The sequence below is a fragment of the Paenibacillus sp. MZ04-78.2 genome, from assembly GCF_024213375.1.
GTDB lineage: Bacteria > Bacillota > Bacilli > Paenibacillales > NBRC-103111 > Paenibacillus_G.
Window position 1 is genome coordinate 35,620 of sequence record NZ_JANAVJ010000022.1, and the last position, 13,943, is coordinate 49,562.

Genomic DNA, 13,943 nt, shown 5'->3' on the forward strand with positions numbered 1-13,943 from the left:
TCATAGGAATTTAAAAAAATGTCGGCGACTGTTATATTATGGTATGATATGGCTAGCAATCATGGATGGAATGGAGAGGAATAGGTCCGGAGTTGTAGGGGATGGTTGGGTAGACGACACTTATCTTTCCGTAGCAGTTAAAAACAACACTTCTAAAGTTGTAAAAAAATATGTAGTCGGTTGGCTGGGATATGATAAGAACGGTTATCCGGTAAAAAGCGGATGGCTTTCTCCGGATTTTCTGAAGCAAGGCAATTCGGAAGAAAATATACAGCCTGGTAAAACCGGCGGTGGAGACAGCGGTTGGCGGCTGACAGGAGGATTCAATAAAGGAACGGATGCGGTTACGTTTAAGGCCAGTGTGAAGGAAGTTGAGTATTACGACGGTTCCAAGTGGGAGAATCCGTATTACCCGTATTGGGTAGAGGAGTATAAGGAGAAGCCTATACAGTAGGCATAGTTGCGGGAGTGTTGATGTTAGCAGCATCAGCACTTCTTTTTTATATAAACTTTATTTCACTAAAGGAGTACATAACTATTGAATTTTCTGTGACATACATAGTTTTATATTCGACAGCGACACAATAATTTGTTATTATGTTATACTATATTGGAATTTAAAGTAATTTAATGTATATAAATAGATTTTCTGTACAAATAACAGGAGGTGTGCAATGAAGGGACTCGCCTTTGTTTTTCCCGGACAAGGATCTCAGGTCGTTGGAATGGGTCGAAGCTTCTGGAATGATTTCACAATAGCAAAGAGGTTGTTTGAAGAAGCAAGCGATGCGATTCATTTGGACGTAAAAAAACTGTGTTGGGATAGTCCCATACATGAACTCACGCAAACCCAGAATGCGCAGCCTGCAATATTAACCGTAAGTGTCATTGCTTATCAAGTATACTTACAGGAAATAGGCGAAAAACCACATTATGCAGCGGGACATAGCGTGGGAGAGTACGCAGCACTTGTTTGTGCCGGCGTCATTCCCTTTCAAGATGCCGTCAGGCTGGTCAGACAACGGGGAGTTTTGATGCAGCATGCCGATCCGCAGCAGGTTGGAACCATGGTCGCCGTTACGGATATTCCTGCTCAAGCTTTGCGGAAGATATGTGCTGAAATTTCCACCGATCATTATCCCGTAGACATTGCCTGCTTGAATTCCGAACGGCAGCATGTTGTAGCGGGTCACCGGCAAGCCGTTGGGCATGTCGTCAAGCAAGCGGAACGATTAGGGGCCAAGCACACTCACTTGAATGTGAGCGCCGCTTTCCATAGCCCCATGATGATCCCGGCAGCCGAACAATTCCCGGACCACCTGCAATCATTAACCTTTGCGGATGCCGAGTGGCCGATCATTTCCAATGTCACGGCTGCCCCGTATCAAAGCGGAAACTCGGTCGCAGAACACTTGCAGCAGCAATTGACGATGCCCGTCAGATGGCTGGAATCCATGAACTACATGCTGGGACATGGCATCCTCGAGATCATCGAAATGGGTCCCAAGAACGTACTCAGCACGCTCATAAGAAAAATAACTACCCACGCTGCAGCCTACTCCCTAAGTCAGCCCTCCGATTTGCTGTCGCTGTCGAATTCATTTGAAAGGCAAAAAACGCTCATCCGGTTGCGTAAAAAAATCTTTCAGGATCTGACGGTAAAATCCATCATCGCCCGAAATTATAACGAGGATACGAACGCGTACTCCCAACGGGTTACCCCATTATTTGCTCAATTAAAGCTGGCCGCAGAGCGAATCAACACCAATGACATGGAATGCTCGGAAGAAGAACTGGATCAGTCGATCCGGATTTGCAAATTGATTTTGGAAGCCAAACAAGCACCGCCCCAAGAAGCAGCAAATTTGCGCTCTTAAGTACATCTTAAGGCATCCTTGAAGGAGGACCCATGGTGAGGAATCAATTTGAGACCCTAGTGGACGTCATTCAGAAAAGAAGCAGCGTATTGGATCAAGGAATTCGTTTTATTGAGTCGGACCGGAAAGAAACGTTTCTTTCTTACTCCCAGTTGTTTAACGAAGCGCAGGGATTTCTAGGCTATTTACAACAACTCGGCATTCGGCCAAAACAGGAGATTGTCTTTCAACTTCAAAATAACCGATCGTTTGTCATTGCTTTTTGGGCATGTCTGTTAGGCGGGATGATCCCGGTCCCCGTCAGCATCGGGGAAGACGTTGAGCATAAGCTCAAGGTATGGCATATTTGGCAAACGTTACATCACCCGTTCCTGATTGCATCCCCGCGAGTGCTGGATAAAATCAAAAGATTCGCTTTGGAGCACGAATTGCCGGATTTCTATCAGCAAGTAAGCCTGAATTCTTTGACGTTCGAAGATCAAGTCTACGATATGCCGGCTTCGCTGCACCAGCCTGAAGCCTCAGAACTCGCATTTATTCAGTTCTCTTCGGGATCAACAGGAAATCCCAAGGGGGTCATGCTAACGCATCATAACTTAATCCATAACACGTGTGCCATTCGAAATGCGTTAAAGATGGACCTCAAGGATTCATTTTTATCCTGGATGCCTTTGACCCATGATATGGGACTCATCGCTTGCCACCTTGTTCCGATCCTGGTAGGAATCCCCCAACATTTAATGCCAACCGAATTGTTTATCCGAAAGCCTGTTCTTTGGATGAAAAAAGCGAATGAGCATCAAGCGACAATCCTTTCTTCGCCTAACTTCGGGTATAAATATTTTCTTAGTTATTTAAAAGACGAGCAGGCTTCGGAATGGGATCTCTCTCACATCCGTGTCATCGCAAACGGCGCGGAGCCGATCCTGCCGGAGCTGTGCGATGAATTTTTAACAAAATGCTCCGCTTTCGGTGTGAAACGATCGGCCATCTTGAATGTATACGGTTTGGCGGAAGCTTCGGTCGGGGTTGCCTTCTCGAAAACAGGGGAAGAATTTGTGCCTGTCTATTTGCATCGCGACCATCTAAAAGCGGGCGAAAAGCCTATAGAGGTCAGCCGTGAAGACGAGCGTTGCGCTTCTTTCGTTGAAGTGGGAGAGCCGATTGATTTTTGTCAGATTCGGATATGCGATGAAGAGAACGGCATGCTGGAAGACGGATATATCGGCCACATTCAGATCAAGGGGGAGAACGTGACCCAGGGGTACTACAACAACCCCGAGAGCACGAGCAAAGCGATAACACCGGATGGATGGGTGAAGACGGGTGACCTTGGCTTTATAAGAAAGGGGAAGCTTGTCGTCACCGGACGGGCCAAAGATATTATTTTTGTCAACGGGAAGAATGTATACCCCCATGACATTGAACGAGTTGCTACCGAATTGGAGGGAATTGATTTAGGAAGAGTCGCCGCTTGCGGTGTATACGATCAAGCTGCTCAAAGCTGGGACATTGTATTGTTTGTTGTGTTCAAAAAATCGGCGGAACACTTCGCTCCCTTAGTAAAGGATATTCAGAAGCATTTGTACCGACGGGGAGGCTGGAGCATAAAAGAAGTACTCCCCATCCGAAAGCTGCCCAAAACGACAAGCGGAAAAATTCAGCGCTACGAGCTGGCCAATCGGTATGAATCGGGAAAGTTTGCTGCCGAATCGGCAACCATTGCGGAGTGGCTGAAGAATGATCGGAGGGAAGAAGAGGAACTGGTCTCCATCCATAAGGTTGAAGCGGAGCTGCTGGCTCTTTTGTCTGAAGTGCTGACAGGAAAGCAGCCTCGCAGAAGCGACAGTTATTTTGATATAGGAGCCAATTCCCTGGAGCTGTCTCAGTTTGCCGAACGGATTGAACAGCGTTTCGGATGCGAGCTTGCGGTGTCGGATTTGTTTACCTATCCTACCATAACCGATTTGGCGGCATTCCTTGCGGCAGGCAAGACAGCGGAGAAGCAGTCGGCTGAGGTGATCCCAAATGTCCAGCCCTCCAAAGACATTGCCGTCATCGGGATGTCGATTCAGGCCCCGGGAGCATCGGATAAGGAAGAGTTTTGGCGGCTGCTGGAAAAAGGCGAGCACTGCGTTCGTCCTTATCCCGAGGCCAGAGTCAAAGATGCGACGGACTATTTGCGATCTGTGGACAGTGGGTTTCATGAAGGGCATTTTACCAAAGGCGGGTATTTGGAAGAAATCGATAAGTTTGATAATTCGTTTTTCGGCATCACCCCCAAAGCCGCCCGGTTTATGGACCCTAATCAAAGACTGTTTCTGCAAAACGCCTGGCATGCGATTGAAGATGCGGGGTATGCCGGAGATCGGATCAGCGGAAGTCACGTAGGGGTGTATGCAGGCTTTTCGAAGGTAGGCTACGACTATGAACGGCTCTTATCTGCCAATTATCCCGAAGAGCTTCACCACTATATTGTCGGTAATCTCCCTTCGGTGCTTGCGAGCCGGATCGCATACTTCTTAAATTTGAAAGGACCGGCCATCACGATTGATACGGCATGCTCGTCTTCCCTGGTCGCCGTACATATGGCATGCAAAGCCTTGCTGGCCGGGGAATGCAGCATGGCACTCGCCGGCGGAATACGAACCGCGCTATTGCCTATGCGGATCGGGCTCGATATGGAATCCTCGGACGGGTTTACGAGAACGTTCAGCGAAGGTTCGGACGGTACAAGCTCCAGTGAAGGAGCAGGGGTTGTTCTGTTAAAGCCTCTACAGGAGGCAATCCGGGATCGGGATCATATTTATGGCGTGATCAAGGGAAGCGCGGTGAACCAAGATGGAACGACCGTTGGCATTACAGCGCCGAACCCGGCGGCCCAAGCTGAAGTCATTGAGATCGCATGGAAAGACGCAGGGATCGCTCCTGAGACGCTGTCTTTCATTGAAGCGCACGGCACCGGAACGAAGCTGGGCGATCCGGTAGAGTTTAACGGGCTTTGCAAGGCATTCGAGAAGTACACCGCGAAGCGGCAATTTTGTGCGATCGGCTCGGTCAAAGCGAATATCGGACATTTGTTTGAGGCAGCGGGAATAGCAGGCTTCATCAAATCGGTGCTGATGCTGAACCACCTGAAAATCCCGCCATTAGTCCATTTTACTTCACCGAATCCGTTAATAAACTTTGCAGCCTCTCCCTTTTACGTCAATCAGGAGGCTGGCGATTTCGGACCGAAGGACCGACCGGTGCGGGGCGGGATCAGTTCGTATGGTTTTAGCGGAACCAATGCGCATGTTGTTCTGGAGGAATATAGGCCTGAAGCGGCGCCCGCGGATGCGCCTGAGAATGACAATGACCATGAGCCGCAGCTTTTCGTCCTGTCGGCTCAAAGCGAAGCCTCGCTCAATGAATTGGCTCAACGTTACCTGCAGTTTATATCGGATAATGCTCAGGCTTCTTTAAAGCAGATTTGTTATACGGCGGGGACCGGAAGGGCACATCTGGATCATAGCGTAGCTATGGTTGTGACGAGCAGGCAAGAGATTGCGGAGAAACTGTCCCGGATGATCCAAGGGGAAAAAGATGTGACTCGAGTTTATTTCGGCTACCGAAAGCTAAAAGACATAAAACCGGACGAACAGGAGAGAATGAATCAACAAACCTCTGCACTGATGCAGCGTCCTGCTTTGAACAAAGAGGAACGAATGGCATGGCTGACGCAAGCCGCCGAGCTATTCGTGCAAGGAGCTTCACTGGATTGGGAATCCATTTATTTCGGGCAGCAAGTGCAGAAGATTTCATTGCCTTTATATCCGTTTGAACGAAATCGGTGTTGGATTGATGTCATTCATACACCAGCTAACGAAGCAGGCAGAGAAGGAGTTGAGATGCCGGTGAAGTTGAATCCTACGAAGACGCATATCGAATCCGTCCTAAAAACGATGGTCAGCAACGCCTCCGGACTCAAGGTCGACGAGATCGATTCCAATGCCCACTTTATTGGATTCGGGATGGATTCGATCATGCTGGCTCAAGTGAAAAAAGCGATTGTGGACGAGTTTGGCGTAGACATTCCGATGGAGCGCTTCTTTGATTCCATGAATAATCTTCAATCCATCGTGGATTATGTAACGGAGGTCGCTCCAGCGCAAGCTGCCGTTCAAACGGAAATGCAAGCACGCGATCCGCAACCGCGCGGCTGGCAAGCTCAGCTCGAATCTGGGAGCGAGCCTGAACGGAAAATTCATTCCTTGCCTAGTCATCAAGAGCATACGCTTGAAAGTATCGTTACTTCCCAGAATCAATTAATCGAGCGTATGCTGCAAGCTCAACTACACAGCTTTAATCTGCTAAGGACGCATTCCTCCAGTCAGGTTCAGGGAATGCTCCAGAGCGGGCCGGAGTACCCTGCTTTGCCTACCGGGCAGGCGGCTCCGTTGTCGTCAACGGAATCGATCACAGCCCCGAAGCAAACAGTTGCTTCGGACGCCAAGCCTTTTGTTCCATTTCAAACCCAAAGTCTGCACGAGAATGGAAATTTCAACGCCCGGCAGAGGGGGTATTTGGAAGAATTTATACAGAAATACGTAGCCAAAACCAAAGGTTCCCGGCAATACACGGACCAAACAAGATTTGCTCACGCAAATAACCGCAACTTATCCAGCTTCCGCTCTTATTGGAAGGACATGGTTTATCCCATTGTAGCCGAACGCTCTGACGGGTCTAAGCTCTGGGATGTGGACGGAAACGAATACGTGGATATTACGATGGGCTTTGGGGTTAATCTTTTTGGACATAATCCGCCCTTTATCTCACAGACGATCCGCGATTCTACGCATTCGCTCCTGCCGCCTCTCGGGCCGATGTCTAACGTGGCCGGGGAAGTGGCGGATCGGATTCGCGCCCATACGGGCGTAGAACGCGTCGCTTTCTATAACTCCGGAACGGAAGCTGTCATGGTGGCCATTCGTTTAGCGAGGGCAGCTACAGGAAGAGCGAAAATTGTCGTATTTGCAGGCTCCTATCACGGTACGTTCGATGGGGTGTTAGGGGTAGCGAATGCCAAGGGAGGAGCCGCACCGGCCAGTGCCCTGGCGCCGGGGATCCTGTCCAGTTACATGAACGATTTACTCGTGCTGCACTACAATCATCCGAATTCATTGGAGACGATCCGGCGTCTGGGTCCTGAGCTGGCCGCCGTTCTGGTAGAACCGGTCCAAAGCCGCAGACCTGACTTGCAGCCGAAGCACTTTTTGCAAGAGCTGCGGTCGATCACTAAGCAATCTGGAACGGCTCTTATTATGGACGAGATTATTACAGGGTTCCGCATCGGCTTGGGCGGCGCTCAGCAGTGGTTTGACGTTCAAGCGGACTTGGTTACGTATGGAAAAATTATTGGCGGCGGGCAGCCGTTAGGCATTGTTGCCGGAAGAGCCGAGTTCATGAATGCCATCGACGGCGGAACCTGGCAGTATGGGGACGATTCCTATCCGCAGGATGAGTCCAAGCGTACCTTTGTGGCTGGTACGTTCAATACCCATCCTCTCACGATGAGATTGTCACTGGCCGTGCTTCGAAAGCTTGAGTCCGAAGGAAACGCTCTTTACGACCAATTGAATCAAAACACGACTTACCTCGTTGATGAATTAAACCGCTACTTTGAGCAATCGCGAGTACCGATTCGCACGGTGCAATTCGGCTCCTTGTTCCGATTTGTTTCGTCTGTCGATAACGACTTGTTTTTCTACCATTTAAATTATCGAGGGATTTATGTCTGGGAAGGCCGCAACTGCTTCCTGTCAACCGCCCACACGATGGACGATATTCATACCATTATCCGAGCCGTTCAACAAACGGTGGAGGATCTTCGCCGGGGCGGATTTCTTCCGGACGGGCCTGATTCTCCCGACGACGGAAGCCACGCGGCACCCAAGCGTTACGAGCTCTCCCCCGAGCAAAAACAATTGGCGCTGGCAGCCCAATTCGGAGATGAAGCATCGGCGGCATTCAATCAGTCCATTTCGCTGCGCATGAAAGGAGACGTTCGGCCTCAGGCCTTGCAGCAAGCCGTACAGCATGTAACCGACAGGCACGATGCCTTGCGCACGGTAATGGATCTCGATACCGAGGAGCAGCAAGTGTTAGACCGGATGCTCATCGAAATTCCGCTCGTCGACTTTACCGCGTATTCGGATGAAGGGAGAGAGGCACAGGTTAAGAAATGGCTGGAGGAAGAGGTTAAGCAGCCTTTTCCTCTGCATGAGCAGAAGCCATTATTCAGAGTTCGGCTGCTCCAGCTTGCCGAAGCTGACTATTTGCTGGTTCTTACCTTTCACCATATCATCGCGGACGGCTGGTCGATCGCGGTATTTGTGCAAGAGCTGGAGAGCGCGTACGCTGCTATCGTACGGGGAGAGCAGCTTCCGGAGCAGGAAATCACTTCGTTTGGACAATATTTGGACTGGCGGCAAGCGCAGATCGACAGCGGTCTATATGAGGAAGGCATCCGATACTGGGGCGAGTATTTCTCGGAGCCGGCACCGCAGGCCCTCTTCCCCGGAAATTCGCTTGCTGCCGGTCCTCAATCTTATGAGGCAAAACGGCATACGGTTACTTTGGAGCCTTCCTTAAGCGAGGGAATCAAGTCGCTGAGCATCCGTTTGAAAAACAGCGTGTTTGCAACGTTGCTGGGAGCTTTTCATCTGTTTCTGCATCAGATTACCAATCAGACCGGTTTAGTCGTCGGCATCCCGACCGCAGGTCAGCTTCATATGAACCGCCATCGCTTAATCGGCAATTGCGTCAATATGATCCCGGTCAAAAGTGCGGTGCCCGAAACCGGCACCTTAACCGAATACCTTACCCTTACAAGGGAACAGGTAAACCAAGTGATGCGGTACCAGGCGGTGCCGATGACACTGGTTGCCAAACGCCTATCGCCAGGACAAGTTCCGGACATGCGGATTATTTTTAACTTGGACAGACCGTTTCGGCCATTGCGTTTCGGCAATTTAAATGTCAAGCCTATGTCTTGCCCGCTCCCGTATCTGCCGTACGATTTATTTCTGAACGTGACCGATGCGGGACAGCACTATGTTCTTGATTTTGATTTCAGAGCGAACGTCATCAGCATGGAAATGATGGAAGTGTGGGCGGCGGGCTTTGCCAAATTGCTTCGCGGCATGGTGGAAGCAGAAGCTTCGCTGCCACTTTCCGCCCTGGCCATGTTCTCTAAGGAAGAGCAGGGGGACTTAGAAAGGCTGTATGAGCTTCACCGCAACAGGCTTTCCATGCCCGGGAACGACTCGTTGCTCGGAGCCGTGAAGTACGATGAGCCGCAAAATGAAACCGAGCGTCAACTGACGAGGATGTGGGGGGAGCTGCTAGGAGTGGAGCGGGTGGGCAGGTCCGATCCCTTCTTGGCCAGTGGAGGAAATTCGTTAAAAGCGACGCTCCTGCTCTCCCAAATTCAAGAAAGCTTCCAACAGAAACTGTCCATTCGTCAATTTTTCGAGCATCAGACGATCGAGGGCTTGGCGAGCCTGCTTGGCAAGGAACAACAAGTAACGGCTCCTCCGATCGTTGCTTTAGACAAGAGAGCCTATTATCGGACTTCGCCGACGCAGCAAAGAATTTATGTCCTCCATCAAATGGAGCCGAACCCCATTTCGCAAAACCTGTTCGGTCAAATCTCGATAACCGGGCCGCTTCATGTGCAGGCCTTGGCAGGCGCGCTCCGGCAGTTGGTTCAGCGGCACGAAGGCTTTCGAACTTCTTTCCAGCTAGTTGACGGGGAAATCGTGCAGAGGATTGCCGATTCGATTGATTTTGAAGTTCCTGTCCGGGTGATGGAGCGTGAGCAGTTTGAGGCTTATGCCAAGCGGTTCGTCCAACCTTTCGATCTGGAGCAAGCCCCGTTACTACGTGCGGAGATTGTCCAAACCGGCGACGAACAGGCAGAGCTGCTGATCGATATGCATCATATCGTTTCGGACGGTTATTCCATCGGCCTGCTGATGAGCGAGCTGCTAGCCATCTATGATCAAGAGCCGCTGCCCGATATTTCATTTGATTATAAGGACTACGTCGAGTGGTACAGTCGCTGGTTCACCGAGGAGACGATGAAGCGGCATGAACAATACTGGCTGGAGCAGTTTGACGATGACCTTCCCGCGCTTCAGCTGCCGGCAGACCATAGCAAGGCCGAGGGATGGTCTGCCGAAGGAAAGCGCCGGACTTCTTCCTTGCAGCCGGATCTGATCCGTTCACTTAAACAAGTGGCGCAAAAAACGGGAGCTACTTTGTATATGGTGCTTCTGGCAGCCTATAAGGTGCTCCTGCACAGATATACGGGTCAAAACGACATCGTTGTGGGTACGCCTGTTTCCGGACGAAATCATGCGAGCACCGAACAAATCATCGGCGCGTTCATCCAAACGGTCGGAATTCGTACGAAGCCTGTGGGGCGAACAAGCTTTCTGGATTTCTTGGAGCAGGTCAAGCAGCAAACGCTCGGAGCCTTCGAGCATCAGGATTATCCATTCGATTGGTTGGTTGACAAAATAAACAAGCGGCGGGGGACCACCGGACATTCGCTGTTTTCCACGATGTTTGTGTTTCAAAATATCGAATTTCATACGAATCGAAGGAGCGATTGTACGTTTACAGTGAAGGAGCGCAATGCGGGAGTTTCCCTGTATGAGCTCATGTTAACTGCCGAGGATGATGGAGAGCAGCTGGAACTGCACTTTGACTTTCAGCCCAAGGCGTTTGAAGAAGAAACGATCGAACAGCTGTTCAGACATTACCTTCGAATTTTGCAAACGATCGGTAAAGAGCCGGGGTTGCCTTTGGCCTCTTTTCCGCTATTATCCGACAGCGAACGGGATCAAGTGGTAACTCAATTTAATGATACCGCCTCAGCATACCCGCTTGACGAAACCGTATATCAATGGATAGAACGGCAAGCCGAGCGGCTGCCGGATCACGAAGCCGTTCGATTTGGAGATACTTCGCTCACCTATCGTCAGCTTAACGAGCGGTCCAATCAGTTAGCACGGACGTTACGGGCAGAGGGAGTGGGCGTTGACCGCTTCGCTGCCATTGTTTGTCATCACAGTCTGGAGCTGATTGTCGGCATTTTGGCGGTAGGGAAAGCAGGCGGCGCCTACGTTCCGATTGACCCGGAATATCCGGAAGACCGGATACGCTTTATGCTCCGGGATTCCGAGACGCAGGTCGTATTGACACAGCGCTCTGTGCACGACCGGCTACCCTTTGAAGGCAGTGTCATCCTCCTGGATGAACAAGAAGCTTATCAGGAAGACCGTTCGAATTTACAATCCGTCAGCGGTCCCGAGGATTTGGCCTATATGATCTATACCTCAGGCTCTACGGGGATGCCGAAGGGAGTAGCTGTCGAGCATCGCGCGTTAGCCAATTATATTTGGTGGGCCAAAGAGGTTTATGTGCAAGGGGAGAAGACGAACTTCGCTCTGTACTCCTCGATCTCTTTTGATTTAACGGTCACCTCCATGTTTACGCCGCTGATCTCGGGAAATACAATGATCATCTATGCCGGAGCAGACAAAAGCACCCTGTTATCGGAGATGGTACAGGACCCGGCCATCGATCTGATTAAATTGACTCCGGCGCACCTGCACGTACTGCAAGAGATGAACATCAATCCTGCCACAGCCATACGCAAAATGATTGTAGGCGGAGAACAGTTAAGCACGCGCTTGGCCCGAAGTATCACGGAGCAATTTCAGGGCCGGCTCCAATTGTTTAACGAATACGGTCCGACCGAAACCGTTGTCGGATGTATGATTCACCGGTTCGATCCCGAGCGGGATCAGGGAGAATTTGTGCCCATCGGCACGCCAGCGGCCAATACCGCCGTTTATGTGCTCGATGGCGAAAGGAATCCGACACCTCTTGGGGTTACGGGAGAAATCTATATAAGCGGAGCTGGTGTAGCTAGGGGATATTGGAATCGTCCGGATTTAACGCAGGACAAGTTTGTTCCGAACCCGTTCGTCCCCAGGATGAGGATGTATAAAACGGGAGATTTGGCCAAATGGCTGCGCAATGGGAAGCTTGAATACGTGGGCAGGGCGGATGAACAGGTCAAAATCAGAGGCCACCGGATCGAGCTTGGCGAGATCGAAGCCGCATTGCTGAATCTAGCGTCCGTTCAAAGAGCCGTGGTTATAACAACAGATGCCGAGGACGGCTTGAAGCAGCTGTGCGCTTATTATGTGAGCGGTACATCCTTTACGCCTGTCCAGCTTCGAGAGCAGCTGACTCTGGCGCTGCCAAGCTACATGGTTCCGTCCTACTTTATCCGGCTGGAAAGCATCCCGTTAACGGTGAACGGAAAAGTCAATCGAAAGGCGCTGCCTGCCCCGCAGCCAACCGTACAGCAAATGACCGAATATGTCCCGCCCGGCAATGAAATCGAAGCTAAGCTGGCCTCCTTGTGGGAAGAGGTTTTGAAAATCGGCGGTGTTGGAGTTACGCACAATTTCTTTGAGCTTGGGGGAAATTCGATTCGGGGGACAGGCTTGGTAGTTAGACTTCAGAAAGAATTGAGAGTCCATGTGTCCTTGCAAGATTTATTTAAGTTTCCAACCATAGAGCAATTGGCTAGCGTCATAGGAAAAATGGAAAAAAACCGCTACGAGCCGGTTCCGGTCGCTAAAGAAATGCCGTATTATCCGGTTTCTTTCGCTCAGAAACGGATGTATCTGTTAAGTCATGCCCAGGGCGGCGAGCTGGCCTACAATATGACCGGCGCTTTACATCTGGAAGGAACCGTCGATACAGCCCGACTGGCTGCGGCGCTCCAACAGTTGATCCACCGTCACGAAGCTTTGCGGACCGGCTTTGTGTTAGACGGCGGCGAACCCGTTCAGCGTGTAGATCCCCAAGCGGAGCTTGTGATCGAAAGCATTCAAGCGAGCGAAGAACAAGTCAATGAAGCGATACGCCGGTTTGTCCGGCACTTTGATTTAACCAAGCCGCCTCTGATGCGCGTCGGACTGATCGAGCTTGGACCCGAGAGATATGTGCTGGTCGTTGACATGCATCATATCATCTCGGACGGGATGTCCATGAATATTTTGATGAACGATTTGAGCCTGCTCTACGAGGGAAGAGAGTTGGAGCCTCTTCCGGTTCAATATAAGGATTATGCGGTTTGGCAGCAGTCAGAGGCTCGAGGCAAGCGATACCGCAGTCAAGAGGCGTATTGGCTTGAACGCTATCGCGATGACACTCCTGCTCTGGATCTGCCCACGGATTACAAGCGGCCTTCAACACGCAGTTACGAAGGAGAAGCGTTTGAATTCCATATTCCGCCGGAACTGCAGCAGCGTTTGCATCAATTGGCGGAGGCCACAGGTACGACGCTTTATATGATTATGCTGTCCGCCTACATGATTCTTTTATCCAAATACAGCGGACAAGATGATATTGTCGTAGGCACGCCAATCGCCGGCCGGACTCATCTGGATCTCGAACATGTGGTGGGAATGTTCGTCAATACCTTGGTTATCCGCAGTCAGCCGTCCGGGCGCAAATCCTTCGATGCATACTTAGCGGAACTCAAGGAGGAGCTCATCCGGGCCTATCAAAATCAAGAATATCCGCTAGACGAATTGATCCGTCATTTGCCGGTTCCGAAGGACCCAAGCCGTAATCCGTTGTTCGATACGATGTTCGTGATGCAAAATCAGGATCAAGCGCAGGTAACCATGAATTCGATTTCCATCACCCCGTATAAGCTAACGGACACGGTGGCTAAGCTGGACCTGACATTGTCGATCCAAACGGACCAGGAGACCTATTACGGGCTGTTTGAATATTCCAAGAAGCTATTTAAGAAAAACAGAATCGAGCTTTTATCGACAGATTATATCCGCATCTTATCGGCAATCAGCCAACATTCCGGCGTTCTGATCGATGCTATCGAATCGGGCAATGGCCTCGAAGAAGAGGATAACGGATTGGATTCGCTCCAGTTGAATTTTTAGCCAAATGAACAAGGCCGGACCAGCATCA

Annotated in this window: 3 protein-coding genes; all 3 read left to right on the forward strand. The window is 50.5% G+C overall.

Features of this window, described 5'->3' with window-relative positions:
* Positions 1 to 61: 61 nt before the first annotated feature.
* The 3 genes from NLX71_RS16330 (at position 62) to NLX71_RS16340 (ending at position 13,915) form a co-directional block, all read left to right on the forward strand.
* Positions 62 to 454: a DUF5780 domain-containing protein gene (locus NLX71_RS16330; protein ID WP_254364878.1), complete on the forward strand. Its 393-nt coding sequence runs from the start codon at positions 62 to 64 to the stop codon at positions 452 to 454.
* 220 nt (positions 455 to 674) lie between these two features.
* On the forward strand, positions 675 to 1,877 hold the full coding sequence (fabD, locus tag NLX71_RS16335; protein WP_254364879.1) for an ACP S-malonyltransferase: 1,203 nt from the start codon (positions 675 to 677) through the stop codon (positions 1,875 to 1,877).
* Between the two features lie 32 nt (positions 1,878 to 1,909).
* Positions 1,910 to 13,915: a non-ribosomal peptide synthetase gene (locus NLX71_RS16340; RefSeq protein ID WP_254364880.1), complete on the forward strand. Its 12,006-nt coding sequence runs from the start codon at positions 1,910 to 1,912 to the stop codon at positions 13,913 to 13,915.
* Positions 13,916 to 13,943 lie beyond the last annotated feature (28 nt).

What these genes read in the sequence shown, in the direction of transcription:
- NLX71_RS16330 (WP_254364878.1), top strand. Translation starts at nt 62, where the DNA reads ATGGATGGAATGGAGAGGAATAGGTCCGGAGTTGTAGGGGATGGTTGG.
- fabD (WP_254364879.1), top strand. Translation starts at nt 675, where the DNA reads ATGAAGGGACTCGCCTTTGTTTTTCCCGGACAAGGATCTCAGGTCGTT.
- NLX71_RS16340 (WP_254364880.1), top strand. Translation starts at nt 1,910, where the DNA reads ATGGTGAGGAATCAATTTGAGACCCTAGTGGACGTCATTCAGAAAAGA.